The sequence below is a fragment of the Qipengyuania pacifica genome, from assembly GCF_019857205.1.
Lineage (GTDB): Bacteria > Pseudomonadota > Alphaproteobacteria > Sphingomonadales > Sphingomonadaceae > Qipengyuania > Qipengyuania pacifica.
The window spans coordinates 156,610-182,757 of the sequence record NZ_JAHWXO010000006.1; the positions used below are offsets into that span (position 1 = coordinate 156,610).

The window sequence follows — 26,148 nt, forward strand, 5'->3', positions numbered from 1 at the left end:
GCTTTCACGCGATTCGTACCTTCGGGAGGTAACTATTCGCTTAAGCTGCCTGTGCGACGCGCCCCTTCACGAGCACTTCCACATCGATAAGCACCGCCGGGCCTCCATCGGTTTCGACCATGCCGCGTGCTGCGGCCTGCCAGCCCGGGCCGAAGCCGCCAGGAACATCGACTGGTTCGCTGCGCGCTTCGCCGACATCATAGGCCTCGTCCACCAGCAGCGCATAAAGATGCCCTTCGACATCGACGACTGCGGCGCGCCGTTCGGTGATGTCGCCGCAGCTTTCGAATCCGAGCGCTGCCGAGCAGTCGATCACAGTCAGAGCCTGACTGCGCAGGGCCGTAAGCCCGAGAATAAACGACGGCACGCCGGGGATCGGAGTGATCTCTTCGATTTCGATGACGGATTGCACGCGGATGGCAGGGATCGCTGCGCGATGCCCGCCGATGATGCACATCAACAAAAGTTCGCTCATGCTCTGGTCCCCGTGCGAGCTTGTTTAAGCGCCGCCAGCAGAGCATCGCGATCGTAGCGATAGATGCTGCCGAGGTCATTTTCGCCAACCTCGGGCTCTGGTCGCAAATGGATCACGCGGCGTGCCGGTCCGAACACTTCTGCAGCATTTTCCGCCAGACGGATCGCCACGTCCGTTTCCTCGCTCTCGTCGGTCGAGATGCGGTATCCGGCTGCTTCGACCAGGGGTTCGAGAATGGTGCGTACCCATTCGCTGTCGGTCGGAAGTCGGCATGACAGCGGCTGGCAACCACGGTCGGTGGGCCGATGAACGGCAAAAAGGGCATGCCCATCGATAACGGGAACCAGCCCGTTATCGATAAGGGTCGTTCCTTCGATCAGCGGCTCGTCGTTCGAGGGAACGATCTCGCCATTAATGTTCGCTGCGTCCAGCACTTCGCGCACGATATAGGCGATTTCGCATTCAGCGTCCGACAGGCGCAGCAAACGGCATTTTTCCTCTGGTAACGCGCCAAATTCATGCCCGACCAGCGTAAAGATCGAGCCGTCGATGACGGCCTGTGCACGTGCGCCTTCGATATCGAGAGCATCTCGCGAGACAGTGTCTATTCGCCGCACAAGTTCCAGGCGAACGGCGCGCCGCCGTCCGTCAAGGCCAAGGAAGAGCATGACCGGGAGCGTCTTGCGCTGCTCGACCTGATTCTGCTCGGCCACTCGCGCCGTGCTTCGCATCTCGTTCACAAGGCGATGCGTCTGGGCGATATTCGGCAGGTCGAGAAGCATCATCGGCCGTCCATCGTCTAGCAGGGTCGTGCCGGCGTAGAGACCGGTTTCCATGATGGCCGGTGCGATGGGCTTAACCACCACGTCTTCGTGATCGTAAACCCTGTCGACGGCGAGGGCGAAGACGTCATCGGTGGCAAGCCGAATGAGAACGAGAGTGGTATTCTTCCAATCGACTTCGTCGTTCGCCTCGGTGCCAAGAATATGGCCAAGCGACAGACACGGCACGCGTTTGCCGCGGAAGGTCACCAAACGACGGTCTCCTGCATCGGCGAAATCGACATGGTCGCTCGATCCAAAAACGATTTCCTCGATGTAACTGCGTGGGATGGCATAGCGCTGACCACCGCTGCTGACGGTCAGAGCGGCAATGATGCTGAGGGTGAGGGGCAGCCTAAGAAAGAAGCTCGTCCCTTCGTCCGGCTTGCTCGACACGGCGATCGAGCCGCCGACGCGCTCGATATTCGCTCGCACGACATCCATGCCCACGCCGCGGCCCGACACGGAACTGACCTGTTCGGCTGTGGAGAGGCCCGGTTCGAAGATCAGATAATGTCGACGGCGCTCGGACATTTCGTCGACTTCGGACTGGCTGTAGATTCCTGCCGCGACGGCCTTGGCCGCAAGGCGGTCTGTATCGATACCGCGACCGTCATCGGTGATGACAATCGTTATCTGATTACCTGCCTGGCGCGCGGCGAATTTCAGCAGACCGATTTCCCGCTTACCGGTTTTCAGGCGTTCGCCCGGACCTTCCAGTCCGTGATCGATCGCGTTGCGGATAATGTGCGTCAATGGATCGCGCACCATTTCCACCATCTCGCGGTCGAGTTCGACCTCGCCACCTTCGAAATCCACCATGACTTGCTTGCCAAGTTCGGTCGACAGATCCCGCACCAGTCGCGGGAAGGTGGTGAAGAGATGCTCCAGTCGCTGCATGCGCATTCGAGTGATCGATGCTCGAACATCGGTCAGGATGGCGCTGAGGCGATCGAACGGTCCATCGATTCCAGGCTGATCGCCCGCTTCGCGCAACCGGCGGGCGAGGTCGTTTCTTGCCAGGACCATATCGGAAACGCCCTTCATCACCTCGTCGAGCAATTCGGTCGAAAGGCGGATCGAACGCTGGACGGATGTGCGCGCAGTCTTGGGCGTGGATGGATCGTCGCTGATCTCGGCGGTCAGGTGATCCGTTTTTGCCGAGGCAAGTTCACCCACGATGTCGATGGTTTCTTTGGGCTGCAGTGCATTGATCAGCGCATCGTCGCCGCCTTCGGGAAACTCTTCGCCGGCCCCGATCGCATCGGTCATCTCGCTGATGCGATCGATGATGGCGAGGACTGCCGAAACGAGCGTGCTGTCCGGTTCGCGGCGCTCGGCACGACATTCGGCCAAGGCATCCTCGGCAGCGTGGCTGAGCTTTTCCAGGCGAGGAAAATCGAAGAAGCCGCAATTGCCCTTCACGGTGTGAACGAAACGAAAAATTGTATCGAGCCGCGTCCGATCCGTGGGATCGGCTTCCCATGCGACGATCTCGCCGCCGCTCGCTTCCAGCATCTCGCGGGTTTCTGCTACGAAATCCGCCAGCAGGTCATCCATCATGTAACGCCCCTCGTACGATCAGGAGAGGCTATGGACGACGATGGTTAACGTTTGGTTTGGCGTTACCCGACCTTTTCGGGGCCGGCACGAAGGATGCGCCAAACGATAAAGGCGGCCAGTGCGCCGCCTACGAGATTGGCGATCAGTTCGGCGGCATAAATGGCATCAGAACCATAGCTCGCTCTCAACAGCCAGCCAAAAGGCAGCATTACGAGAAAGACGCGTGCCGCGCTCTGCGCGAGGGCGAAACCTGCCTTGTCGACTGCATTGAGTGCACCGTTGGCTACTATGAGCAATCCGAAGCCAGCGTAGCCCCAAACCGAGATTACGAGATAGCGATCGAATTCCTCGATGACGGCTGGATTGTCGGTAAAGAAATCGGCGAACCAATTACCGGTTAGAAACAGAACGATGGCCGTTGCCAGCCCGTATACGACGCAAAATAGGCCCGACCACCACATGGCTCGTCGCGCGCGGTCCGGTCGGTTCGCGCCCCAGTTCTGCCCAACGATTGCACCAATCGAGCCAGAGAGTGCCAAGAGCGGCACGACAGCGAAGCTTTGCAGACGACCGGCAGCGCCAAACCCCGCAACTGCGGCTTCTCCCTGACTTGCAAGCAGGGCGGTGAGTACGGACAGGCCGACCGGGTTGATGGCGTTGGAGAAGGCAGCGGGGCCCGCGACTGACAAGATCGCCTTGCTCGAAGCGCGCATATCACATTCGCGGATCGTGCCTGGATGGATTTGGAGCTGAGCGCCCTTGATCAACCACAACGCGACCAGGATGGCGATGAAGAAGCCGATGATGGTGGCATAGGCTGCGCCAGCCACGCCGAAGCCTTCAAAACCGAATGCGCCAGTAATCAGGATCGGGTCGAGTATCCAGTTGGCGACCGAGTAGGTCAGCGAAACGTAACTCGTTTTCCTTGCTTCACCCTGTCCGCGAAGGACACCGTTGAGGCCCATCTGGAGAAGAAGGACAGGGAGGCCAAGGGCATAGGGGCGCATATAGTCCCCGATCAGTGGCAACAGCGCGTCAGATGCCTGCATCAATCGGAATAGCGGATCGAGCAATACATACAGAACCAGCCCCAGGAGGACGCCGGTAGCGAGTGAAAAGATCGCTCCGAAATTCGCCCGTCGCTCCGCGCGCGCGACATCGCCTTCGCCGAGCGCCCGGGCAATGACCGAGTTGATTCCGACCATTACGCCGACGCCAAGACTGGAGAGCGCAATGGTTATAGGAAAGATAAAGCTGACGGCTGCAAGTTCGCGTGCGCCAAGCTTGCCGATGAAATAAGCATCGATGAGGCCGACCGACATGATGGCGGCAACGCCGAATATCATCGGCAGGGTCTGTCCCACGAGATGGCCGCGAATACTCCCGCGGGTGAGTTTGGCCGTCTCGCTCATCGGTCGGGGCGTTAGCGGGGTGCGGCGGGCTTGCCTAGCGCGAAGTCGGCTCGCTTGCGCAAAGGTGCGACGCCATGCGATACAGGTCCTGAAACAAAACCTCTTATGGAGAGAGCGCCATGGCAACCCAGATGAAGACACGCGATTTCGAATGCAGCGATGCGGAATGGCAGGCGCGTCAGGACCTTGCGGCCTGCTATCGCATCTTCGACCATCTCGGCTGGGGCGAGAGCATCTACAATCACATTTCGGTTGCCGTGCCGGGCGAGGAGGACGTGTTTCTGATCAACCCGTTCGGCCTGCTGTATGACGAAGTTACGGCTTCGAACCTCGTCAAGATCGACGTGGAAGGAAACAACGTCGGCCAGTCGCAATATATGGTCAATAAGGCCGGCTTCACGCAGCACGCCTATTTCCATAAACATCTGGGCCGGCGCGCAGACGCGATCTGCCACGTACACACCACAGCGACCATGGCGGTCTGCAGCCATAAAGACGGACTGGTTCCGACGAATTTCTATGCCTGCAACTTTCAGAACCAGATCGGTTACCACGATTTCGAAGGTGTCACGGTGCGCGCAGAGGAAGGCGAGCGACTTGTCGAAAACCTCGGCGATCATTCGATCTTGATGCTGCGCAATCATGGCCCGGTAGTCATGGACAAGACCATTCCAGGTATGTTCGTGAAAATGTGGGCATTGCAGCGGGCCTGCGAAATTCAGGTGGCTACGCTCAGCCAGGGCGAGGCGAACATCATCTCGCAGGACGTGGTCGATGTTCATCAACGCGACCTTTCGGTCATGGCATCGCAGGGCGGTGCTGGCGTGTTCGATTTCGAAGCGTGGAAACGCCGCGTGTCGAAGATCGACGATAGCTGGAAATATTGACTTCCTGAGCTAAGCCCGTTTCATGACCAGCATGACTGTCAATGGGAAACCGGTGCGTTTCCTACTGGAACCGGATACCCCGCTCCTATGGGCGTTGCGTGATGCGGCAAACCTGACCGGCACCAAATATGGGTGCGGTGAGGGTGATTGCGGTGCCTGCATGGTACACGTCGATGGCGAAGCGCTGCGTTCCTGCCTGATCACCATCGCCGAAGCCGAAGGTCGCTTCATCACGACGATCGAAGGGCTCAGCCGCGACCGATCGCACCCTGTCCAGCAGGCTATGGTAGCAGAGCAGGCGATCCAATGTGGTTATTGCACGCCGGGGATAGTCATGGCGGCCAGCGCTCTGCTGGCAAAGAACGGTTCTCCGTCGGAGGCAGAGATAAAGGCTGCAATCCCCAACCTATGCCGTTGCGGGGTGTATCCGCGGTTAGTCCGGTCCATCCAGCGCGCGGGACGCGTCGCCAAGCGGCAGGAGATCATTAGCGCGGCGCCGGCGCCAGGGATAAGCGCGAGCGACGCAGCGCGCGAGATTCCGGCTTTGTCGGACCCAAGCGAGAACTGAACAGAACCATGGAGATCGAGGCGTGAAAGCGACCATCTGGCATAATCCGAAGTGTGGCACATCGCGCAAGACGCTGGCCATTCTCGAAAACCTGTCTTCAGTCGATGTCGAAGTGGTCGAGTATCTGAAAAACCCGCCCAGCGCGGAAAAGCTCGCGCAGCTGTACCGGGATGCACGGATCGCACCGAGAGACGGTTTGCGAATGCGCGGGACCGATGCCGAAGAACGCGGACTTCCCGATGCTCCGGACGAGGAGATCCTGGCGGCAATGGCGAACGATCCGATCCTGATCGAACGGCCACTGGTGGAAACGGAAAAGGGTGCGCGTCTGTGCCGTCCGCAGGATCTGGTACTCGAAATCCTCTAGCGGCGATCCTGTGTCAGCGTGCTGTCGGCCTGCAAAGCGGTCCAGCCGTAAACCAGTACGATGCTACAGAGCGCTACGATCAAACCAAAGCCGAGCCAGTCGGAATGGTTGTAGAGCCAGACCCCTAGAGCCGGCGCGTAGATGAAGCTCGCACCGGCGACCGACGCCGTAATGCCGCCCGCTCGACCCTGCTCCGCACGGGTCAGGGCCAAGGATGTTCCGGATGTGGTCCCCGGGCGAAAAAGTCCGAAGCCCAAGGAAGCGATGGAATAGCCGAGCGCGATCGTGTGCAGGTTCTGCCCCAGAGCGAGAACGATCGTGCCGACCGCGGCAATGGCGATGCCCGAAAGCGAAGCTGCCCGGGGGCCGAGATTGAGGCGCGGTATCAGACCCCATTGGGCAAGAAGCGTGGCGATCGCACCGGCCATGAGGACCAGACCTACAGGCCCCGCACCCGCCATGGGATCGCTACGAAGTCCCAACCTGTCGAGCACCAGAAACCCTGCAATGCCCAAAACCATTGCCTGGGCATGTCCGCCAAGAAGGCCGCAGATGACCCAGGGGCGCAGCCGCGGCTCGAACCAGCGTAATTTGCCTGGTTCAGGCCCGTAATCCTCATCCTCGTCGCCATCGCGGGTTTCCTCCGCAACTTCGGATGTAGGGCTGCCGGAATAGGGCGATTCATACGCGCTGCCGCGAGCGGCGAACTGGGGTTCGTCGTTCGGAAGACGCAGCCTTAGTGCGATCAGGGTGACCGCCCCGATCAGGGCAAAAACGAGAAACGGCCCGGCAAGGCCAAGCACCGGCATGACCATCAAAGGCGCCAGCGCCGGCCCGATCACCGTTCCAAGGCCGAAGCTGGAGGCGATAAGGGAAAGCGCCTGCGTGCGTTCCGACCTCGGCGTACGGCTAGCAACATAGGCCTGGACCGCCGGTGGTGCAGCACTGCCGAAACCGCCGTACAAACTGCGCGCTGCGGCAAACAGCAGCAGCGCCCAGAACGCGGGGAGAATGCCGGCAAGGCCCAGCCACAGCATCAGCCCGCACAGCAGGAAGCTGGCAATGAAGCCGGATATGCCGAGCGCCATCATCGCCTTGCGTCCCCTTCTATCTGAACGTTCCGCCCAGATCGGGGCGCAGACCACCCAAAGCAGCGCCGACCAGCTGTAAGCCAAGCTGATCCATACATCGTCCACGCCGAGCGAAGTGCCGATCGAAGGCATGACGGATTGCATGGCGGTATTGCCCGCGGCCGTCGTCAGCATGACCATGAATAGCAGCGCCATGCGCGAACGCGGGATAGCGTGCGAACGCGACGCTGGAGGCGCGGTCCTGGTTTTCACGGGGTCAAAGTCGGCCATGGTGCCGGCGGTACGCCGCCGTCAGCGACCTTGCAATGGGTTGGACAGGCTGGCACAGGCGGGGTTCGATGAAACAGTCACAGGGTACGCAATTTTGACCGGACATCACGGTGCTGGTGCCATCGCACGGCCGAGTTTGCGCAAGCGGGCTTCGCGGCTTTTCGGGCAGTGGGGCGTGTTTTTTCGCGGGTTCGTCGAAGAGCCGCGGATGGTGGGTTCAATTATCCCATCCTCGCGCTTTACGATCAACAAGATGCTGGCGCCGGTGGATTGGCAACGCTGCGAGGTGTTCGTCGAATACGGCCCCGGTGTCGGAACGTTCTGCCAGCCTGTGCTCGACCGGCTTCGGCGGGATGGGTCACTGATCGTCATCGATACCAACCCGCTCTATATCGACTATCTGAAGAAGCATTTCCGCGACAGCCGGTTTCATGCCGTACATGGCTCTGCTGTTGATGTGATCGACATCGTGAAGGCTCATGGTCATGACGGCGCGGACTACGTCCTGTCCGGCCTGCCTTTTTCGACGCTCCCCGACGGCGTAGGGCCCGCCATCGCCGAAGCGACGCACGAAGTCCTGCGTCCGGGCGGCGCGTTCCTTGTTTACCAGTTCTCGGCCAAGGCGCGCGATTTCATGGCGAAACACTTTCGCAGGATCGATCGCGGTTTCGAGCTTTGGAACGTGCTCCCCTGCCAGCTCTTCTGGGGCTGGAAAGACGCTAAGGACTAGTCCTCCGCGCCCGGCGTACCATGGCTGGCAAATCGCGATAGCTGGGTGTGCACCGCCGCCATGACGCAAACCATGGCGATGATCATTGCCGCGTTTACAATGCCCGAAACTACGGCGTCGCCGAACAGTGCCGCCTGCTCGCCCGCAAACGCGAACGCCAGCCCCAGTACGAGCGAAATGACCGCAGAGAGAACGATGAACGCGACGAGAAGCAGCAGATAGAAGAAAAACAGGCGAACGCTGTTGCCGCGTGTCAGCGCCCAGGATCGCCTCAGTACCTTGACCGGGTTCAATTCCCCTTCGATTGCGATGATCGGTGCCGCTAGCGACAGTTTGACCACGACGTAACAGATCACGACAAAGGCGATTATGCCGCCCAGCGCCGCGAGCGCAGAGACGCCCGTCACCGCCCCGATACCAACGAGCAATGCGGCTATGATGGCGATAAGGGCCGTCTGCAGAAGCTGCGCCGCGATGTAACTCGGCACGGATCGCAAACCGGTGGAGAGCGCCTCTCCTACGGTCGGATTGGCACGGCGTCGCACCAGCGCGAGCATCGAAAGAAGTCCGATCCCCTGAAGAATCGCGATGATCAGGAAGACCCACCAGTAGGTTTTATAGAGGTCGGTGACAGCAGCCATCATGGCATCGACATTTCCGCTGGCCTGTGCCGTTTCGAGTTCGCCCATCCCGGGCAGCGCGATGGCGATCCCAGCATAGGGAATGAAGAAGAAGACCCCGGCTATGACTGCCAGAAGCCCGAGGTTCCGGGTCAACAGGCTGGTGGTGTCTTTCCAGGCGGTGTCGAGATCGAATTTCATGCAGCTTCCCTCTGTTTGCCCCTTGATAAGCGCTTCGTCAGTCGCCACGCAATCGCACATGTCGACCATAGCCCCCGAAAACGTCGAATGGCGGAGCGAGATAGCGCCTGTAGGCTATCGTGAAGCGCTAGACCAAATGACTGTACGCAACCGCGCCATTGCCGAAGGGGAGGCGCGGGAAATGGTGTGGCTGTTGGAACATCCCCCTGTCTATACGGCAGGAACAAGCGCGACCGGTTCCGAACTGCTCGATCCCAGATTTGAGGTTGTCGAGGCGGGCCGCGGGGGGCGCTACACCTATCACGGGCCCGGTCAGCGGGTGGGGTATGTCATGCTCGACCTGAAGGAGCGCGGGCGTGACGTGCGCTGCTTCGTTCATGCGGTTGAAGGATGGGTCATCGACACGCTCGCCGACATCGGTGTCGAAAGCTGGCGCAGTGAAGGGCGGATCGGCATCTGGACGCGTGACATCGATGGGCGCGAGGCCAAGATCGGTGCCATTGGCGTGCGTGTCCGCCGGTGGGTCACCATGCACGGCTTTTCCGTCAATCTCGCCCCGGACCTGTCGCATTTCACGGGGATCGTCCCGTGTGGCATTGAGGAGTTTGGTGTGACCAGTCTGCAGCGGCTTGGAATCGATCTTGCACCCGCAGCCTTCGATGAGGCATTGCGGGCGCGCTTCGCGGATTTTCTCGGAGCGCTCGATGGAAAGGCCTGTGCGCAGCCATGAATTATCGTTCGACACTTTGTCTCGTCGCAGGTGCGATCTTGCTGTCCGCCTGCGGCGACGATGCGCCACCTGAGGAAACCGAGGCGGAAGCCGGACGAGGTGCGAAAGGGGAAGTACTCGGCGGAACGATCAGCGACGCTATGATCCCGCTCGATCAACTGCGTTCTCAATCGCCGCCCATGCCGGAAACTCCGTCACGCTCAAGTGGAGAGACAGCGGCTGAAGCGAGCGAGTCTACAGAACCGGGTGTCGATCCGGAAACGGATGCCGCATCGGCGTCGATCGAACCGGATGAGGCTGCCGAGCCGGCCGAGGATTGAGATCCCCGACCGGCAAGGGAGATCATTCTGCGGCGGTCTGCTCCGCTTCGCTCAACGCCGGATAATCGACATATCCTTCAGGCCCGCGACCATACCAGCTATGCGGTACGTTCACATTGGGGCTGATTTCCGCCCCGATCCGGAAGCGGGTCGGTAAGTCGGGGTTCGAAATGAAGTCCCGGCCCCAGCTTACCGCATCGGCACGTCCGGCATCGATATCGGCAGTCGCTTCCTCGGGCGAATAGTCGCTGTTGAGGATAAGCGCGCCGGAATAGATTTTGCGAATGAGCGGGCTCTGCTTTGGCACGTCGGTGCTACCAAAGGTGCCGTCTGGACCCGGCTCGCGAAGTTCTAGGAACGCGAGGCCGAGCTCTTCCACGACCTTGGCAGCCGCACCGAACGTCGTCGCGGGATCGCTGTCGTCGCAGCCTTGCGTTTCGCCATTTGGCGACAGACGGACGCCGACGCGATCGGCCCCCCACACATCGACGAGCGCGGTCAGCACTTCGCGCAGGAATCGAGTGCGGTTTTCGGCACTGCCGCCGTATTCATCGGTCCGCAGATTGGTGCTGTCCCGCAGGAACTGGTCGACGAGGTAGCCATTCGCTCCGTGCAGTTGCACTCCATCGAACCCCGCCTTTTTGGCGTTTTCCGCGGCGTGGCGATAATCTTCCACGATACGCGCGATGTCTTCCTTCGTGGCTTCGCGCGCCTGTTCGTAATCCTTACGTCCTTCGAAAGTATGTGCGTGGCCGGGCGCTTTGGTTGCGCTGGCGGAAACTGGTGGATTCCCGCCGAGGAACAGGGGGTGCACCAGTCGGCCCATGTGCCACATTTGCAGAACGATCAGACCGCCTTCTTCATGAACGGCACTGGTGACCTGCTTCCAGCCTTCAACCTGCTCATCGCTCCAGATACCAGGCGCAGCGGGCCAGCCAAGGCCCTCGACACTGATTCCGGTAGCCTCGGTGATGATGAGCCCTGCGCCGGCACGTTGACGGTAATAAGTTGTCATCATGTCATTGGGGACCGATCCGGGCTGGGTCGATCGACCGCGGGTCAGCGGCGCCATGAATATGCGATTAGCGGCTTCGAGCGAGCCCATAATGAGTGTTTGAAACAGACTTTCGTGCATGCGGGGCAAATCCTTTTTGCTGGCGCGACTTGGCCTTTGAGCTAGGGGCGCGTCATGGACGAGACAAGCAGCCGGCCGGACAAGAATGGCTTTCAGGCAAGTGCATGGCACTTTGCAGCGTTGCTTGCGGGAAATGCGGCATTGGCGCTCGGCCCATGGCTGGTTCGTCTGTCCGATACCGGACCGGTATCGGCAGGGTTCTGGCGTCTCATCCTGCCGGTACCGATACTGGCTTTTTTAGCTTGGAGGTCCCGTTCGCCCGGGCCATTGGACAAGAAGCTCACTGTGCTTTGCCTGATCGCCGGAGGTTTCTTCGCGGTCGATCTGGCAAGCTGGCACATCGGGATCGAGCGAACCCGCTTGGCAAATGCCACATTGTTCGGAAACGCCGGCAGCATCATATTGATGGTCTGGGGCCTGATTGCTGCCCGTCGCGCTCCTTCGGGCCGGGAGGGAGTGGGAGTGATTGCTGCCATTGCAGGAGCGGGGATACTGCTGGGCCGTAGCATGGAGATTTCGGCAACGACCTTTATCGGCGACCTGTTCTGTCTAGCGGCCGGCATATTCTATGCGTTCTATCTGTTGCCTGCCCAACGGGCGCGAGCGGTCCTCGGATCCTGGTTTGTCCTGTTGCTGGTCAGCCTGACGGCAGCGCCGATATTGCTGGGCATGGCCGTCGCGGCAGGCGAACCCGTTTGGCCCGGTGCCGCTGGATGGACACCCATTCTGGTGCTCGCCCTGAGCAGCCAGGTCATCGGCCAGGGGTTGCTGGTATTCTCTCTTCGAAATTTCCCGCCGCTGGTCATTGGCATGGCGCTGCTGACCCAGCCTGCGATCGCGGCAACCGTGGGATGGCTGGCATTCGGCGAATTGCTCGAGCCGCTCGATATTTTTGGTATGGTGCTGGTCGGCGCAGCGTTGGTCTTGGCACGAGCCCCGGGCAAGGCTGGGCGCGTTCGGTAGGATTACCAGAATGCCTTGTTGAAAGTGTTTACGTGGCGTTCGAAACGGTCGAGGTCGGGCCCGACTAAAGATAGGCGAGCCTGACCAGCAAGCTTGTCCGCCTGGTCTTTCAGAAGGGCGCGACGGCGTTCATCCTGAACCGGGATGGCTGCGTTGGCGAGCGTATCCAGCATCACTTCTGCTGCAATCGGGGAATCCGCGACCGCGCTGCGGATCGCTCCGAAACCGCGACTAACATAATGTGCGAAATCGTCGGGCAGGGGGATGACCGGGCAATCGTCCGCATCCTTACCACAGATGTCCTTACGCAGATCCCGTCGCCCGATTTCTGCTGTGGCTGCCCCAAGCCAATGCAGGGCTGTTATGGCGGTGAAGGGATCGTTAATCCCCGGCGATAAGGCCCGCAGTCCGATCTCTACCAGCTCGTCGATCAGGAATTGCGGATCCTGCTCGGGAGTGCGTGATGGGCCCAGGGTAAAGCATTTGCGAACCCGCTCCTCGACGTCGTCCGGGTTGCATCCGTCGACATCGATGAACGGCATCTCGCAATGAACAAAATCGCCGGTGCGTATGCGTAACGAAAACGTACAGCCGCATTCTTTGGCGATTTTCTCCAGATCTTCGAAATCGATCAGCTGCACATACCCGGTATGCCAAGCTCTCAGCGGCTCGCCGCCTTTCTGTTCAACCGCGTCGCGAAACTCTTCCTCGACAGGATATGTTTCCCGGATTGCCTTGAGTAATCTCTCTCCGATCCCCTCGAGAACCTTGTTGATGCGAATGCTGGAAGGGATATGGTTGAGGAAATAAACGAGGACGGCGACGCACATGCCCATGAGGGCATATGCAACAAGCAGTGATAATTGCGGGACGAAACCGGGAAGGGCCGTGGTCGCCGCATCGAGGGCATTCGTCGGCGTTTCGTCTTCTGTCCTGACAGCGCGCAGAACGACGAGAGCATAAACGAAACTGCCGATGAAGGTCGCCAGACTCAGTTGGTTGCCACGATCTTCCATGAAATTCGTGAGCAGGCGCGGACCGTAATTGCCGCTGGCATAGGCCACTGCAGCGATTGTAATTGAAAATACGGTCGAGGCGACGCCGATCATGCTGCCCGCCATGACCGTGAGCATGTCGGACGCGCCCTTGGGACGTGCGGGGACGATCCAGCTTATGTCGTTCAGAAACTCCGCGAAGCCTGCGCGGTCGAGGGCGACCATAACGAAAGCCAGCACTCCCGCGACGATGGAAAACAACGCCGGATAGAACCAGTAATTCGCGTTAAGCCGTGCCCAGAAAAAACGAATGTCGGCGGTCAAGCGGCCATCCCCTGCCAATGTTGATCAGGGGATGAACGCTTTACCTGCAATTGCGTGCCTTAATCCGCATCCTTGCCGATTTCGCGGTTCAGATAGGAGAGCAGCAGAGCCGCGCGCTTCGCGTCTTCTTCATGGTCGGAACCGACCGAATGCCCACCTTCGCGGTATTCGTGATAATAGAATGTCTGCCCGTACGCTTCGTGCTTGGCAGCAGCCTTGCGAGCATGGCCGGGATGCACCCGGTCATCCAATGTGGACAGATAGTAGAAGGCGGCCGGTACGTCGGGTCCGTCCGACATATTCTGGTAGGGGGACCATTCCTTCATGAAGGCCCAATCCTCGGGAACATCGGGATTGCCGTATTCAGCCATCCAGGACGCACCCGCGAGAAGCTTGTTGTAACGGCGCATATCGATCAACGGGCTTCCGCTGATGATGGCGCCGTAAAGGTCGGGCCGCTGGTTGGCGACGGCGCCCACCAGCACACCGCCGTTCGACCGGCCGCTCGCAGCGATGTGGCCCGGCGTCGTCAGACGGCTCGCCACGAGATCGTCGGCCACCGCATGGAAATCATCGAAACTGTTCTGCCGCTTTTCGCGCAGGGCGTCTTCATGCCAGCGTGGCCCGTATTCGCCGCCGCCCCGGATATTGGCGAGCACATAGGCGTTGCCGCTCTCCACCCAGAACAGCCCCAGCGGCCCGCTTCGATAGGGCTCCGCCGTGAGGTACTTGGGTGTCTGCGCCGCGCGGAACCCGCCATAGGCATGGATTAGCGTGGGCAGCGGACCCTGCGCATCTTTCGGTCGTACGACGTAATAGGGAACCTTGGTGCCATCCTTCGAAGTGGCGAATTTCTGTTCGACCGTGAACTTGCTCGCGTCGAACTGGGCGGGCTCGCTGGCGATGGCGACCGCTTCGCCTTCGCTGGGAACGGCGTAGAGCGTGGGAGGCGTGAGCATGCTCTCTACAGTGACGAAGGCAGTATCGCCCGTGCCGCTGGTTTCGGCAATCTGGACCGTGCTGTTCGCAGGCAGTTCCATGTCGCGCGCCGTCCATCCGGACTGGCCGGGCGAAAGTTCGATCAGCTTTCCTGAAACGTCATCGAGAACCTTGACCCACAGCTTGGTTTCCGAAGCGGCCACTTCTTCGATTGCCTGCGTGTCGCTCGGCCGGAAAACGGCGAATGGCGCAGGGTCGGAGCCGTCGAGAACGCTTTGGAGCGACCATGCAACCAGGGCTCCCGGCTGTTCGGTGCCGCCCGTCGTTTCGAGCGCGGAATTGAGCTTTGCAATGACAAGGCCGTTCAGCACCGCCTCGAATTCGGCATCCTCGGGCAGGGGCAGGGGAACCGTGCTGCCATCCGCTTTTACGAGGGATATCTGGTTGGTCCAGAAGCTCGGGCTGCGATTGACGAAGCGCCAGCGTGTATCCCCGTCGAGCACCGAAAAGCCCGAAGCGCTGATATCGGCCTGCTCGCCTTCCGCAATCTGGCGCGCAGTGGAGAAATCCGTGCCACGATCCCAGAGTTTGACCAGGCGCGGATAACCCGAATCCGTCAGCGATCCCTCGCCTTCGTCCGTGCCGACGAACAGCGTATCCTCATCGAACCACGCGACGTTCGACTTCGCTTCCGGCAAGGTGAAGCCGCCATCGACAAAGCGACCGGTAGTTACATCGAATTCACGGACGACATCAGCGTCGGTGCCACCGGGGCTGAGCGCGATAAGGCAGCGGGCGTAGTCGGGGGCAAGGCAATTGGCTCCGTGCCAGACCCAGCTCTGTCCTTCGTCTTCGCCCAATTTATCGACATCGATCAGAACGCGCCACTCGGGAGCCCCGGCCATATAGCTTTCCAGGCTGGCGATCCGCCACAGCCCGCGGGGGTTATCCGCATCGCGCCACAGATTGGTCACCATGTCGCCCTGGATGGCATCGGGCAGGGCGATCTGGCGCGTATCGTCGAGGATCTGCTTCGCCCATGCCTTGGCAAGCGGATATTCCGGCTGATCCGTCAGGACGGCTTCGGTATCGGCGTTCCACTGATCGACCTTTGCCAAGGCCCGTTCGCCCTGGATTTCCTCAAGCCAGATATACGGATCGTCTGCGTCCGTATCCTGTGCGGCTATCGTCGTGGGAGCGAATGCAAGTGCGGCGGCCAGCGCCCAGCGTGCGACCATGATGTAATTCCCCTCGTACTCAGTTCAGACTTTGCCCAGATCGCCTTTGCCGATCGTTCCGCTGGCCATTTCCAGCATGCGGTCGAGGCTCTGCTTGGCTTTCAGGCGCAGGCCTTCCTCGATCTCGATGCGCGGTTCCAGATCCCGCAGGCAGGCGTACATCTTTTCCATCGTGTTCAGCGCCATATAGGGGCAGATGTTGCAGCTGCAGTTTCCATCCGCACCGGGGGCGCCGATGAAATTCTTTTCAGGCAGCGCCTTTTCCATTTGATGGATGATGTGCGGTTCGGTCGCGACGATCAGCGTATCGCCTTCGAAGGTCTGCGCGAATTGCAGGATGCCACTGGTCGAGCCGACATAATCGGCATGATCAACGATCGTCGGCGGGCATTCGGGGTGAGCGGCAACCGGGGCGCCGGGATGCTGCGCCTTGAGCTTCAGCAGTTCAGTTTCGCTGAAGGCTTCGTGCACGATGCACACGCCCGGCCACAGCAGCATTTCGCGGTTGAACTTGCGGCTCATATAGCCGCCCAGATGCCGGTCGGGGCCGAAGATGATTTTCTGGTCTTCAGGAATCTGGCTGATGATTGTTTCTGCGCTCGAACTGGTGACGATGACGTCGCTCAGCGCTTTCACTTCCGTCGAACAGTTGATGTAAGTGAGCGCGATGTGATCCGGATGCGCTTCGCGGAAGGCTTTGAACTTTTCGGGCGGGCAGCTGTCTTCAAGACTGCAACCAGCGTCCATGTCCGGCAGGACCACGATCTTTTCAGGGCTCAGGATCTTGGCCGTATCGGCCATGAACTTCACGCCGCAAAAAACGATCACGTCAGCATCGGTATCGGCAGCCTTGCGCGACAGTTCGAGGCTGTCACCGACGAAGTCGGCAATATCCTGAATATCGGCGGTCTGGTAATAATGCGCGAGGATGATCGCGTTCTTCTCCTTGCGGAGGCGGTCGATCTCGGCAAGCAAATCCTGTCCGGTGGGCAGGTCGGTCTGTGCGGTCATTGCGTGTCCCGTTGGTCCAATTGTGGCCTCTATAGACCGAACGGGCCGGAAGGCGAGGGCGTTCCGGGTTTCACATGGTAAAGCCAGGCGGAAGATAAGCCTCGATCGGGCGTTTGGCCCCGGGCGTGCCAGCAATCACCCAATTGGTGATGGCATAACCGGCCGGAGAGAAAGCCAGAACCATCGATGCGGTAAAACTTCCGATGAGGATCCCTATGCCCCACCAATAAGCGGGATGGACGCGCCCGAACTTGCGCTTGTCGGCAACCATGCCGATCAGGGGAAAAATCAGCGTCACGCAAAAGGAAATTGTCCACGCATTGGGTATCAGGAGGGGCATGGGCAAAAGCCGCCCGATACCCGGGCCGGTCAGAATGCTCATCGCGACCAGCATCAGCCGTCGGTGCCATCCTGTGTAGCGTTGGATTCTGAGCGCCCACCACGCCAGACCGCCAAAGGTCATCACCCCGACGAGATTGCCAATCAGAAATTCGCTGACATTGAAGAAGAATGGCCCACCGGTGCGCCGCGCGACGAATATCATGATCGTACAGCCCGCTGCCACCATGGCAGGCACCCAGAAATAGGAGATTTTGCCCAGCGATCTGTGCAAGGCCCATTGTCCACGCGAGGCCGTGACATGTTGGGCTACATACAGGCCGACCCAACCCATGAAGATCATGGCATGCACATGAAAAACGATCGGCGATGCGAAGGTTGATCGGCCCATCGCCAGATTGAGCGAGAAACCGGTAACAATGACCGCCGCCATTGCGAAAGCCATTGTGGTGAAAAAACGCGTATTGCCGCGATCGACAAGAACCTGCGGCGCTGCAGCAGTGGCCATACTCGAAATCCTCAGGCGATGAACCGAGCGACCTTGTTCTGTGTGCGCAGATTTACTCCCAGAGGTGCCAGTGCGTCAATCCGGGATGGATCAGCCCGGCTGTTTCTCGCCATCGAACCGCACATTCACGGTGACATTGCCATACCCTGCCACTTCGAGTGGAATGGCGAGATTCTGGCGCACCGCGTCCTTGGCCGCCTGGCGTGCCAGGGCGAGCACCTCTGGATTCTTGGCAAACTCCGCCGCCTTGCGTTCGGCCTGACGGGAATTGTTCCGTGCTAGATCGGCGCTGGCATCGCGGCTCACATAGGTGCCTTCGGTGAAGGTCTTCTGCTCGGCCTCGTCGAGATTGGGGCGCGAAATGCGCAACTGCGGCAACACCACCGTCATCGTGTCGTTGCTGTCATTCCATTCAAACCGGTCGCGGTCCATGGTCGAAAGGTCGAGCCGATATTCGACTGTTGCGGGGATGATGGCCGCCTGCCTGCTTTTCAGCAGATCCACCCCCATGATACCGCGTCGATCCTCGCTTTCCGCCACGACTTCGAAGCGACTGGAGAAGACGGTCAGCGAATTCTGCTTTTCGAAGGCCAGCATGGCGCTTCCCACCGGATCGCCTTCCTCGTGATAGAAAAAAGCACGCCAGCCGAGCCAGGCTGCCGCTGCAAGCAGCACGATGACGATCAGCCACGGCACCGCCTGCGTACGAGCGAGTGACTGTTCGCGCCTGACTTGCGGCTCTACGGTGGTTTTGCGGGTCTTCAGATCGTCTGCCATATATCGCCCGAACGAGCGACTAGGCCGCGCTGTTCCAGATCGATGAGATGGGCCGTCACCGACATCTCTGCTGCCTTGAACAGTTTGGGATCGAGGCCCTTGTACATCTTGGGTATGAAATCGGCCGCCCGGTGTGGCCCTTCGGCAAGATGCCGGACAATCTGATTCTCCCGCTGGCGACGATGACCGATCATGCCGCGTACCAGCTGACGAGGCTTTTCGACCGCTTCGCCATGGGCAGGATAGAAAACCGTGTCGCTACGGGCGTAGAGCTTCTCGAGGCTCTTCATATAGTCGTTCATGTCGCCATCCGGCGGAATGACCACGCTGGTCGACCAGCCCATAACGTGATCGCCCGTGAACAGTGCGCCACTCTCCTCCAGCGCAAAGCAGAAATGGTTGGATACATGCCCCGGCGTTGCGACGGCGGTAAGCGTCCAGCCCGGGCCGGTCATCTGTTCGCCATCTTCCATCACGCGATCGGGTTCATACGTCCGGTCGAAGGCGGCGTCGGCACGCGGGCCGCTATCGTCCAGCACCAGGGGGGCACAACCTACGATGGGCGCACCGGTCCGTGCTGCGAGTGTTCTGGCGGCGGGCGAATGATCGCGATGCGTATGCGTGCACATGATCGCGCAGACATGCTCATCGCCAATGGCCGCATCCAGTGCAAGCAGGTGCGCTTCCTCATCCGGTCCGGGATCGATAACCGCGCATCCATCGCCCATGCCGACAATGTAGGTCTGGGTGCCGGTATAGGTATAGGGCGACGGGTTCGGCGCGAGTACGCGGCGCACCAGCGGTTCGAGCTGCATTGCCTTGCCTGTGGGCCACGGTTTGGGAGGAGGTCCAGCCATGGTCTTGCATATGGGGGCTGGGGTGCGCCATGTCACGTCCAGCCTGATGCAAGGGAGAGAGCATGGCCGACTGTATCCTCGTCCTGGACGCCGGGACCACTTCCACCCGTGCAATGGTGTTCGCGGGCGATGGAACGGTGGAGGCAGTCGCACAGGCCGAATTGACCCAGCATTACCCGCGGCCGGGCTGGGTAGAGCACGATGCAGGCGAAATCTGGGACAAGACCCTGAAATGCGCGCGAGAGGTCGTCGGCCAGGATGCTCCGCGGATCGCCGCCATCGGGATCACCAATCAGCGCGAAACAGTTGTGGCCTGGGACCGCAATTCGGGCGAACCGCTCGCTCGCGCGATTGTATGGCAGGACCGGCGTACGGCGGATTTCTGCGCTACCATGAAAGCCGATGGCCACGAAGTGATGGTCCAAAAGCGAACCGGCCTGTTACTCGATCCGTACTTTTCCGGCACCAAGATGCGATGGATGCTGGATCACGACGCTGCGGTGCAGGCTGCCGCACAAAATGGTTCGCTCGCCTTCGGCACGATAGAGAGCTGGCTGGTCTACAAGCTATCCGGCGGGGCACATATCAGCGATGCCAGCAATGCCGGTCGATCGTTGCTGCTCTCGCTCGATGGGGCGCAGTTCGATGGCGATCTATGCGAATTGTTCGGGGTCCCGCCTGCTGCCTTGCCCGAAGTGGTGGATACGCATGGGAGGCTCGCCGAATGCGATCCGCAATGGCTGGGCGCCGCCGTTCCCATTTGCGGTCTTGCCGGCGATCAGCAGTCGGCGACAATCGGGCAGGGTTGTCTGTCCTTCGGGGAAACCAAGGCGACATATGGTACCGGTGCTTTCGTTCTCACCAACAAGGGACGGGAGATCCCGCATTCGGATAACCGCCTGCTGGGCACCGTGCTCTATCAGGAAAATGGTGAGAGGACCTATGCGATCGAAGGGGCGTGTTTTGTTGCGGGCAGCCTGATCCAGTATCTGCGCGATCAACTGAACCTTATTGGCAGCGCAGCGGAAACGGAAGAACTCGCGCGCTCGATATCCGATAGCGGGGAGGTGGTTATTGTTCCGGCTCTGGCGGGGCTCGGTGCGCCGCACTGGCTGCCCGATGCGCGAGGGGTCATCTCCGGGCTCAGTTTTGCCAGCGGACGCGCGCAGATCGCCCGGGCCGCGCTGGAGGCGATGGCCCATCAGACGCACGATCTCGCATCGGCCTTCGCTGCCGATGGTGCTCCCTGGACGCATTTGAGGATCGATGGCGGGATGAGCGCCAATGACTGGATGGCGCAGGACCTTGCAGATATTCTCGAAATAGAAGTCGAACGACCGGACTTTATCGAAACCACGGCTCTCGGGGCTGCCATTCTGGCCGCGGTTGGATGCGGTCTCCACGCCGACCTCGAAACGGCAGCTCTCACCATGCGCAGTGAAACGACTACGTTTTCGCCGAAGATGGATGGCAATGTGAGAACGTCGCGCCTTGCCCGCTACTCGAAAGCGCTCAGCGCGGCCTGATCAGCCTGTGGCAAACGCCTTGGCAATGCGGCCCTGTAGGGAGGCCACGGGCATCTTTACGGCGATATCTGCGCGCCTTTCGCGATCGAGTCGCGCGACCCGGGCATGCAGCCGTTCGCTCTCTTCGATCAACGCGCGCGTTTCCGGTTCCAGCCGGGCAAGATTGTCGGCATCGGCCTGTCGTTCTTCCGGCAAGGTGCCGCAATGCTCAAGCTGCGTATCGGACAATTCGCCAGCCATGTAGGCGCGGTGATTGAGAAGCCACGCCAGTACATGCATCAGGCGCGTGGTGGTGCGCAGACCTTCAATCGAAAGTGCTACGCGCGTCAGATCATTGCAGTCGGCTGCATTGTCCTGAAAGCGGAGGTCGAAGGCTGCCCGTGCGTCGTCCGCCAGGACCAGCGCTTCCGAATACAGTTCTTCGATGATTTCGTGATTGATATTACGTGCCGACATGGCGGGGGCCGATAAACCCAACCTGCCGAAGGCTCCAGCGGATTAATCTTTGTTGTCCCGGCCTGACGCACTCCGGCGGCGTGGGCCGGTCCGTCTACGCGATGATATCGGGCAGGAGAACGTCCTCGATCGCAGCGATGCGGTCCTTCAGCACCAGCTTGCGCTTCTTCAGTCGCGCCATTTGCAACTGGTCCACGAAGCCGCGCTGGTCGCCGGCTTCGGTCAGTGCGGCTATTGCCACGTCGAGGTCGCGATGCTCGCTCCGGAGCAATGCCAGCCTCTTGCGCAGTTCCTGTTCGTTCACCACGACCTTCCCGGACAATCGCCCCAATCGACCGCCTTGCCGCATGCCCGCAAGATGCCCCTTTGTAAATTGGCAATCCTATGGTTTCATGCTCTCCCGGCGGCTCGTTCCGCACAAGCAAACGAGTCGTTCCTGGGGTCGCACAAACGTCAAGGAGACAACCCGATGCAATCATCCCATGTCGACGCGCTCAAAGCCAAGCACGCCGGGCTCGAGGCTCGCCTGCACGAAGAACAGATCAGGCCTTCGCCCGACATTGCGATGATGCAGCAGATCAAAAAACAGAAGCTGCGCATCAAGGAAGAAATCGCTTCCTGCTGACTTTGACCAAAACGAAGCGGGGCCATGCGTCCCGCTTCCGCCTTTCGGTATATTTGCTATAGGCTGTAGCCATGTCAGCTGCAGCATCCGCCCGCCAGATCCTCACGCGCCTTCACGAGATCATGGCTGGGCGTACCCACGCGCAGCACAAGCTCGACCGGGTCGTCGAAATCATCGCCGAAAGCCTGTTGAGCGAAGTCTGTTCGATTTACCTGCTTCGTGAAGGCGCTCTCGAACTTTATGCGACGCAGGGCCTCAATCCCGAAGCCGTCCACGTCACGCGCCTTGCGATCGGCGAAGGCCTGACCGGCACGATCGCGAAGAATATCGAGACGCTGAACCTGGCAGAGGCCAAGGCTCACCCCGATTTCGCCTATCGCCCCGAAACGGGCGAAGAAAAATTCCATTCCTTCGCCGGTGTGCCGATCGTCTACCGGGAACGCGCCGTGGGTGTGCTGTGCGTCCAGCATGTCGACCCGCGCCGCTACGAAGAGGTCGAGATCGAGGCGTTGCAGACCACCGCCATGGTGCTGTCGGAGCTTATTGCCCACAAGGAACTGGTCGACGACGAGGAGCAGATCGACCTCGAAATCGCGCATGTCGAAAACGATGTGCTCGAAGGGCTTACCCTGGTGAAGGGCCTGGCGGCGGGCAAGGCGGTCTTCCACCAGCCCCGGATCGAGATCGATCAGGTCGTGGCCGAGGATATCGAGGCCGAACGCCAGCGCGTCTACCGCGCGTTCGACAAGATGCGCGACCAGATCGACACGCTCGGCAGGGAAGCGGAATTCGGCAAGGGCGGCGAACACATCGAGGTTCTCGAGACCTACAAGATGTTCGCCTACGACGAAGGGTGGAGCCGCCGGATCAACGAGGCGATCGACAGCGGCCTCACCGCCGAAGCGGCGATCGAGCGCGTCCAGCAACGCACCCGGATGCGCATGCGTGAAATCGACGACCCGCTGCTGGCCGATCGCATGCACGATCTGGAGGATTTGTCGAACCGTCTGCTGCGCATCGTCTCGGGCCAGCTCGGCACCGCCGCGACGCAAGGTCTGCGGCGCGATGCGATCCTGTTCGCGCGCAACCTCGGCCCGGCGGAACTGCTCGAATACGACCGGCGCCGCCTCAAGGGTGTGGTGCTGGATGAAGGGTCACTCACTGCCCATGTGGTGATCGTGGCGCGCGCCATGGGCGTGCCGGTGCTCGGGCGCGTCACCGGGATCCGCTCGCGCGTCGCCGAAGGGGACGAGGTGATACTCGATGCCGACCGCGGCATGGTCACCCTGCGCCCGAACCAGCAGGTCCTCGAAGCGTTCGAAACACGCTTCGCCAAGACGCGCGAGAAACAGGCAGCCTATGCCGAACTGCGCGAGGTGGAACCGTTCACCCGCGACGGGACGCGCATAACCGTCATGATGAATGCCGGCCTGCGCGACGATATGAGCGCGCTGGCGATGAGCGGTGCCGACGGCGTCGGCCTGTTCCGCACCGAATTCCAGTTCCTCGTATCCTCGACCCTTCCCCAGCGCGACCGGCAGATGCGCCTCTATCGCGATGTGCTCGACGCCGCCGGCGACAAACCGGTCGTGTTCCGCACGGTCGACATCGGCGGCGACAAGGCGGTGCCCTATCTCGACAATGCCGTGGCCGAGCGTGACGAGAACCCGGCCATGGGCTGGCGCGCCCTGCGTCTCTCGCTCGAACGCGAAGGCCTGCTGAAGGCACAGGCCCGCGCCCTGCTCGAAGCGGCAGCCGGGCGCTCGCTGTCGGTGATGTTCCCCATGGTTAGCGAACCGTGGGAATTCGACGCCGGCCGCCAGGTCTTCGAAGACCAGCTGAAATTCCTGCGCGATCGCCGCAAGGTGGTGCCCGAAACGATCGAATACGGCTGCATGCTCGAAGTACCCGCGCTCGCGGACGTGCTCGATCTGCTTGCGCCCAAGCTGTCCTTCATCTCGGTCGGGACCAACGACCTCACCCAGTTCCTCTTTGCGGCCGACCGCGCCAATCCCAAACTGGCGGAGCGTTACGACTGGCTGAGCCCCGCGATCCTGCGGTATCTGGCGCGCGTCTCGCAATCGTTGATCGGCCAGAACGTCAGGCTGGGCGTGTGCGGCGAAATGGGTGGGCGGCGGCTGGAAGCACTGGCGCTGCTCGGCATCGGCTACCGGCGCCTGTCGATCACTCCGGCTGCGGTCGGCCCGATCAAGGAACTGGTCCGCAAGGTCGACCTTGGCGAGATCACCGAATTCATGAATCGTCTGCTGACATCGCCGCCCCCCAACATGCGCGCCGAACTGCAGCAGTGGGCGAACGAGCGGGATATCGAGTTCGACTGATTTCGTCTCGAATGCGCCTCTTTTGGTCGGTCGTTCGGATATGTGTTATTAAGCATGCTTGACAGTTGCCCGGCAGGTTCGCTTTGCGTGGCAACAGGACTACATGCGGAACAACCGCAGGATCGGATAAATCGGGGATCGCATGAGCGACGAAGAAACTCTTGAACACGAAGCGGTGCCAGAGGCTGGCGGCGTCGGTGCGCGGCTCAAGCGCGCGCGCGAACAGGCCGGGCTCGATATCGAACAGGTCGCCGCCGAAACGCGCATTCCGCAGCGACACCTGCTGACGATAGAGGAAGGCGCCCTGACAGATCTGCCGGCGCGCACCTATGCCGTCGGCTTCTCGCGAACCTATGCCCGGCTCGTCGGGCTGGATGAACGCGAAATAGTCGATCAGGTGCGCGAAGAACTGGCGCAGGGCAACGATCGCAGCGTCACCCCGGCCAAGTTCGAACCGGGCGATCCTGCGCGTGTACCCGGCCGTGGTCTTGCATGGTTTGCGCTGTTCGCCGCCGTGCTTCTGATGGGCGGCATCTACGCCTTCTACAGCAGCTATTTCGCGCCGGGCCTCGGCCCCGCACCGCTGAAGGGGCCCGAAGAACAGGTGGCGGCGAATGCCCAGGGCGCTGCCACGCCTGCCCCGGCGCAGACTCCGGCCGCGACCGGGCCCGTGGTCTTCACCAGCGAAATGGACGATACCTGGGTCAAGTTCTACGACAGCAAGGGGGATCGGCTGTTCGAAGCGCAGATGGCCAAGGGCGACAGTTTCACCATTCCCGCCGATGCCGAAGGGCCGCAGGTCTGGACCGGGCGTCCCTATGCCCTCGCAATTACGGTCGGCGGCCGCGCTGTTCCCAAGCTTTCTGAAGAGGACGAGATCATCAAGGATGTTCCGGTGACGGCAGAGGCATTGCTGGCGCGCGCCGAGCAGCCTAGCGGCCCTGCGACACCGGCGCCCAGCGGCGGCTGAATCGCCCTTCTGTCGAAAGGGGATAAGCCCCTTCATGGCCTCGACAGCTTCGCGGCCCTAGTGCAGTTTTGGTTACTATAAATACTCGTGTGGAGCTTCTCCCGATGACTTTCGGATCGTTCGCCCGTCACCTCTCCTTCGTGGGTGCGGGTTTTGCCCTGCTGGCCACTTCGACGCCTGCCTTGCCGCAGGACGGCAATGACGAAGCGCGCCTGCGCCGTCTCGAATCGGAAGTTCGTGCGCTTCAGCGCAAGGTATTCCCCGGCGCCGACGGGCGGTTCTTCGAACCGGAAATCAGCGCACAGCCCACAGCGCGGCCGACCGCTCCGTCGACATCCACCACTGCGGTCACGGATATTCTGGCCCGGCTCGATGCGCTGGAAACGCAGCTCCAGCGCCAGACTGCCCTGAACGAAGAAAACGGCAATACCATCCGTCTGCTGGCTGAACGGGTCGAAGCCCTCGAAGCGGCGCGGTCGGGCAGCATGCCGGCGCCTTCGTCGACTTTCACACCGGTGCCCACCTCGACCTCGTCGTCCAGTGCCGGTGCGACGCCCGCACCGGCTCCAGCCCCTGCGGCCCAGGCCGGGCCGACGCAGGAACGACTGGCGAAGGTCCAGGCCATCGCCAAACCCCAGACCGACGATCCGCTCGACGATGAATATTCCTACGGTTTCCGCCTGTGGGAAGCGAAGCTTTATCCCGAAGCGCAGCAGCAGCTGACCATGTTCGTGGAACAGAACCCCAATCACTGGCGCGCTACCTATGGCCGCAACCTCCTGGGCCGTGCCTATCTCGACGATGGGAAGGCCAAGGAAGCGGCCCCTTGGTTCCTTAAGAATTATCAGGACGACAAGACCGGTGCGCGCGCTGGTGACAGCTTGCTGTATCTGGCAGAATCGATGATCGCGCTGAACGATACGCGCCGCGCATGTATCGCCCTGGCGGAATTTGCAGAAACATATCCCGCGCTCGCCTCTGGCCGCCTGCAAGGCCAGTACGATGCCAATCGCGGCAAGGTGAAGTGCAATTGACGGATCGCTCGATCCGCCGCTGATCGAGCGTTTTCGGGGCGACCTCGCTCCTCT

At 60.8% G+C, this 26,148-nt stretch carries 26 protein-coding genes; 12 read left to right on the forward strand and 14 right to left on the reverse strand.

Annotated features, from left to right (window positions below):
- Positions 1-40 precede the first annotated feature (40 nt).
- From KYK83_RS11430 to KYK83_RS11440, 3 genes are all read right to left on the reverse strand, one after another.
- Positions 41-475, reverse strand: coding sequence for a chemotaxis protein CheW (locus tag KYK83_RS11430; RefSeq protein ID WP_103022430.1), 435 nt, complete (start codon positions 473-475; stop codon positions 41-43).
- Positions 472-2,859 carry a chemotaxis protein CheA gene (locus KYK83_RS11435; protein WP_248284410.1) on the reverse strand — a complete coding sequence of 796 codons (2,388 nt, stop codon included), beginning with the start codon at positions 2,857-2,859 and terminating at the stop codon, positions 472-474. The genes KYK83_RS11430 and KYK83_RS11435 overlap by 4 nt, the downstream gene beginning before the upstream one ends.
- A 62-nt stretch (positions 2,860-2,921) precedes the next feature.
- Positions 2,922-4,271 (reverse strand): MATE family efflux transporter, encoded by a 1,350-nt coding sequence (locus KYK83_RS11440; protein ID WP_222828329.1) that lies wholly within the window; start codon positions 4,269-4,271, stop codon positions 2,922-2,924.
- Between the two features lie 119 nt (positions 4,272-4,390).
- Here KYK83_RS11440 and KYK83_RS11445 point away from each other — a divergent pair, with 119 nt between their 5' ends.
- The 3 genes from KYK83_RS11445 to arsC are packed head-to-tail and all read left to right on the forward strand — an operon-like array spanning position 4,391 to position 6,093.
- Positions 4,391-5,158, forward strand: a complete 768-nt coding sequence (locus KYK83_RS11445; RefSeq protein ID WP_196846818.1) for a class II aldolase/adducin family protein — start codon at positions 4,391-4,393, stop codon at positions 5,156-5,158.
- Positions 5,159-5,180: 22 nt separating this feature from the next.
- Positions 5,181-5,726, forward strand: coding sequence for a (2Fe-2S)-binding protein (locus KYK83_RS11450; RefSeq protein WP_196846817.1), 546 nt, complete (start codon positions 5,181-5,183; stop codon positions 5,724-5,726).
- 22 nt (positions 5,727-5,748) lie between these two features.
- Positions 5,749-6,093: an arsenate reductase (glutaredoxin) gene (arsC, locus tag KYK83_RS11455; protein WP_222828330.1), complete on the forward strand. Its 345-nt coding sequence runs from the start codon at positions 5,749-5,751 to the stop codon at positions 6,091-6,093.
- On the opposite strand, the gene KYK83_RS11460 is transcribed toward arsC, so the two are convergent.
- Positions 6,090-7,454, reverse strand: coding sequence for an MFS transporter (locus tag KYK83_RS11460; protein ID WP_222828331.1), 1,365 nt, complete (start codon positions 7,452-7,454; stop codon positions 6,090-6,092). The two genes, arsC and KYK83_RS11460, sit on opposite strands and share 4 nt — an antisense overlap.
- Before the next feature lie 121 nt (positions 7,455-7,575).
- Here KYK83_RS11460 and KYK83_RS11465 point away from each other — a divergent pair, with 121 nt between their 5' ends.
- Complete coding sequence (locus KYK83_RS11465; protein WP_346729464.1) at positions 7,576-8,184, forward strand: class I SAM-dependent methyltransferase; 609 nt, start codon at positions 7,576-7,578, stop codon at positions 8,182-8,184.
- Here KYK83_RS11465 and KYK83_RS11470 read toward each other — a convergent pair.
- Positions 8,181-9,005, reverse strand: a complete 825-nt coding sequence (locus tag KYK83_RS11470; protein WP_222828333.1) for a glycerophosphoryl diester phosphodiesterase membrane domain-containing protein — start codon at positions 9,003-9,005, stop codon at positions 8,181-8,183. The two genes, KYK83_RS11465 and KYK83_RS11470, sit on opposite strands and share 4 nt — an antisense overlap.
- 58 nt (positions 9,006-9,063) lie before the next feature.
- On the opposite strand from KYK83_RS11470, the gene lipB reads away from it, so the two are divergent.
- A complete protein-coding gene (gene lipB, locus KYK83_RS11475) occupies positions 9,064-9,735 on the forward strand; it encodes a lipoyl(octanoyl) transferase LipB (RefSeq protein ID WP_222828334.1) in 672 nt (223 codons plus the stop codon).
- A complete protein-coding gene (locus KYK83_RS11480) occupies positions 9,732-10,055 on the forward strand; it encodes a hypothetical protein (RefSeq protein WP_221597971.1) in 324 nt (107 codons plus the stop codon). The genes lipB and KYK83_RS11480 overlap by 4 nt, the downstream gene beginning before the upstream one ends.
- Before the next feature lie 22 nt (positions 10,056-10,077).
- Here the strand turns inward: KYK83_RS11480 and KYK83_RS11485 are convergent, their stop codons facing one another.
- Positions 10,078-11,190 (reverse strand): alkene reductase, encoded by a 1,113-nt coding sequence (locus KYK83_RS11485; protein WP_222828335.1) that lies wholly within the window; start codon positions 11,188-11,190, stop codon positions 10,078-10,080.
- A gap of 54 nt (positions 11,191-11,244) precedes the next feature.
- Between KYK83_RS11485 and KYK83_RS11490 the strand changes: the two genes are divergently transcribed.
- A complete protein-coding gene (locus KYK83_RS11490) occupies positions 11,245-12,153 on the forward strand; it encodes a DMT family transporter (RefSeq protein WP_222828336.1) in 909 nt (302 codons plus the stop codon).
- Between the two features lie 2 nt (positions 12,154-12,155).
- Here the strand turns inward: KYK83_RS11490 and KYK83_RS11495 are convergent, their stop codons facing one another.
- The 6 genes from KYK83_RS11495 to KYK83_RS11520 all read right to left on the reverse strand — a co-directional run bounded on the left by KYK83_RS11495 (position 12,156) and on the right by KYK83_RS11520 (position 19,141).
- A complete protein-coding gene (locus KYK83_RS11495) occupies positions 12,156-13,472 on the reverse strand; it encodes a DUF2254 domain-containing protein (RefSeq protein WP_222828337.1) in 1,317 nt (438 codons plus the stop codon).
- Positions 13,473-13,531: 59 nt separating this feature from the next.
- Positions 13,532-15,649, reverse strand: a complete 2,118-nt coding sequence (locus tag KYK83_RS11500) for a prolyl oligopeptidase family serine peptidase (RefSeq protein WP_222828338.1) — start codon at positions 15,647-15,649, stop codon at positions 13,532-13,534.
- Positions 15,650-15,673: 24 nt separating this feature from the next.
- Complete coding sequence (gene nadA, locus KYK83_RS11505) at positions 15,674-16,660, reverse strand: quinolinate synthase NadA (protein WP_103022442.1); 987 nt, start codon at positions 16,658-16,660, stop codon at positions 15,674-15,676.
- 70 nt (positions 16,661-16,730) lie between these two features.
- Positions 16,731-17,507, reverse strand: a complete 777-nt coding sequence (locus KYK83_RS11510; RefSeq protein ID WP_248284411.1) for a hypothetical protein — start codon at positions 17,505-17,507, stop codon at positions 16,731-16,733.
- Positions 17,508-17,597: 90 nt separating this feature from the next.
- Positions 17,598-18,284 (reverse strand): DUF4230 domain-containing protein, encoded by a 687-nt coding sequence (locus KYK83_RS11515; RefSeq protein WP_103022444.1) that lies wholly within the window; start codon positions 18,282-18,284, stop codon positions 17,598-17,600.
- Entirely contained in the window at positions 18,269-19,141 is an 873-nt protein-coding gene (locus tag KYK83_RS11520) for an MBL fold metallo-hydrolase (RefSeq protein ID WP_222828339.1), read from the reverse strand. Before KYK83_RS11520 ends, KYK83_RS11515 begins: the two co-directional genes overlap by 16 nt.
- A gap of 62 nt (positions 19,142-19,203) precedes the next feature.
- Here KYK83_RS11520 and KYK83_RS11525 point away from each other — a divergent pair, with 62 nt between their 5' ends.
- Positions 19,204-20,667: a glycerol kinase gene (locus KYK83_RS11525; protein ID WP_222828340.1), complete on the forward strand. Its 1,464-nt coding sequence runs from the start codon at positions 19,204-19,206 to the stop codon at positions 20,665-20,667.
- On the opposite strand, the gene KYK83_RS11530 is transcribed toward KYK83_RS11525, so the two are convergent.
- Both KYK83_RS11530 and KYK83_RS11535 read right to left on the reverse strand, forming a co-directional pair.
- A complete protein-coding gene (locus tag KYK83_RS11530) occupies positions 20,668-21,123 on the reverse strand; it encodes a DUF1465 family protein (RefSeq protein WP_103022447.1) in 456 nt (151 codons plus the stop codon).
- Positions 21,124-21,217: 94 nt separating this feature from the next.
- Complete coding sequence (locus KYK83_RS11535) at positions 21,218-21,427, reverse strand: YdcH family protein (protein ID WP_103022707.1); 210 nt, start codon at positions 21,425-21,427, stop codon at positions 21,218-21,220.
- Positions 21,428-21,592: 165 nt separating this feature from the next.
- On the opposite strand from KYK83_RS11535, the gene KYK83_RS11540 reads away from it, so the two are divergent.
- From KYK83_RS11540 to KYK83_RS11555, 4 genes are all read left to right on the forward strand, one after another.
- Positions 21,593-21,748 (forward strand): YdcH family protein, encoded by a 156-nt coding sequence (locus KYK83_RS11540; protein ID WP_103022448.1) that lies wholly within the window; start codon positions 21,593-21,595, stop codon positions 21,746-21,748.
- A gap of 71 nt (positions 21,749-21,819) precedes the next feature.
- The gene (gene ptsP / locus KYK83_RS11545) at positions 21,820-24,090 is read left to right on the forward strand and encodes a phosphoenolpyruvate--protein phosphotransferase (RefSeq protein WP_222828341.1); all 2,271 of its coding nucleotides are present in this window, start codon (positions 21,820-21,822) and stop codon (positions 24,088-24,090) included.
- 142 nt (positions 24,091-24,232) lie between these two features.
- Positions 24,233-25,060, forward strand: coding sequence for a helix-turn-helix domain-containing protein (locus KYK83_RS11550; protein WP_222828342.1), 828 nt, complete (start codon positions 24,233-24,235; stop codon positions 25,058-25,060).
- Positions 25,061-25,164: 104 nt separating this feature from the next.
- Positions 25,165-26,094 carry a tetratricopeptide repeat protein gene (locus tag KYK83_RS11555; RefSeq protein WP_103022451.1) on the forward strand — a complete coding sequence of 310 codons (930 nt, stop codon included), beginning with the start codon at positions 25,165-25,167 and terminating at the stop codon, positions 26,092-26,094.
- The last annotated feature ends 54 nt before the right edge of the window (positions 26,095-26,148 follow it).

Excerpts from the sequence above, each read along its gene's own strand:
- KYK83_RS11430 (WP_103022430.1), bottom strand. The coding sequence starts at position 475 with ATGAGCGAACTTTTGTTGATGTGCATCATCGGCGGGCATCGCGCAGCG.
- KYK83_RS11435 (WP_248284410.1), bottom strand. The coding sequence starts at position 2,859 with ATGATGGATGACCTGCTGGCGGATTTCGTAGCAGAAACCCGCGAGATG.
- KYK83_RS11440 (WP_222828329.1), bottom strand. The coding sequence starts at position 4,271 with ATGAGCGAGACGGCCAAACTCACCCGCGGGAGTATTCGCGGCCATCTC.
- KYK83_RS11445 (WP_196846818.1), top strand. The coding sequence starts at position 4,391 with ATGGCAACCCAGATGAAGACACGCGATTTCGAATGCAGCGATGCGGAA.
- KYK83_RS11450 (WP_196846817.1), top strand. The coding sequence starts at position 5,181 with ATGACCAGCATGACTGTCAATGGGAAACCGGTGCGTTTCCTACTGGAA.
- KYK83_RS11460 (WP_222828331.1), bottom strand. The coding sequence starts at position 7,454 with ATGGCCGACTTTGACCCCGTGAAAACCAGGACCGCGCCTCCAGCGTCG.
- KYK83_RS11470 (WP_222828333.1), bottom strand. The coding sequence starts at position 9,005 with ATGAAATTCGATCTCGACACCGCCTGGAAAGACACCACCAGCCTGTTG.
- lipB (WP_222828334.1), top strand. The coding sequence starts at position 9,064 with ATGTCGACCATAGCCCCCGAAAACGTCGAATGGCGGAGCGAGATAGCG.
- KYK83_RS11480 (WP_221597971.1), top strand. The coding sequence starts at position 9,732 with ATGAATTATCGTTCGACACTTTGTCTCGTCGCAGGTGCGATCTTGCTG.
- KYK83_RS11485 (WP_222828335.1), bottom strand. The coding sequence starts at position 11,190 with ATGCACGAAAGTCTGTTTCAAACACTCATTATGGGCTCGCTCGAAGCC.
- KYK83_RS11490 (WP_222828336.1), top strand. The coding sequence starts at position 11,245 with ATGGACGAGACAAGCAGCCGGCCGGACAAGAATGGCTTTCAGGCAAGT.
- KYK83_RS11500 (WP_222828338.1), bottom strand. The coding sequence starts at position 15,649 with ATGGTCGCACGCTGGGCGCTGGCCGCCGCACTTGCATTCGCTCCCACG.
- nadA (WP_103022442.1), bottom strand. The coding sequence starts at position 16,660 with ATGACCGCACAGACCGACCTGCCCACCGGACAGGATTTGCTTGCCGAG.
- KYK83_RS11510 (WP_248284411.1), bottom strand. The coding sequence starts at position 17,507 with ATGGCCACTGCTGCAGCGCCGCAGGTTCTTGTCGATCGCGGCAATACG.
- KYK83_RS11515 (WP_103022444.1), bottom strand. The coding sequence starts at position 18,284 with ATGGCAGACGATCTGAAGACCCGCAAAACCACCGTAGAGCCGCAAGTC.
- KYK83_RS11520 (WP_222828339.1), bottom strand. The coding sequence starts at position 19,141 with ATGGCTGGACCTCCTCCCAAACCGTGGCCCACAGGCAAGGCAATGCAG.
- KYK83_RS11525 (WP_222828340.1), top strand. The coding sequence starts at position 19,204 with ATGGCCGACTGTATCCTCGTCCTGGACGCCGGGACCACTTCCACCCGT.
- KYK83_RS11530 (WP_103022447.1), bottom strand. The coding sequence starts at position 21,123 with ATGTCGGCACGTAATATCAATCACGAAATCATCGAAGAACTGTATTCG.
- KYK83_RS11540 (WP_103022448.1), top strand. The coding sequence starts at position 21,593 with ATGCAATCATCCCATGTCGACGCGCTCAAAGCCAAGCACGCCGGGCTC.
- ptsP (WP_222828341.1), top strand. The coding sequence starts at position 21,820 with ATGTCAGCTGCAGCATCCGCCCGCCAGATCCTCACGCGCCTTCACGAG.
- KYK83_RS11550 (WP_222828342.1), top strand. The coding sequence starts at position 24,233 with ATGAGCGACGAAGAAACTCTTGAACACGAAGCGGTGCCAGAGGCTGGC.
- KYK83_RS11555 (WP_103022451.1), top strand. The coding sequence starts at position 25,165 with ATGACTTTCGGATCGTTCGCCCGTCACCTCTCCTTCGTGGGTGCGGGT.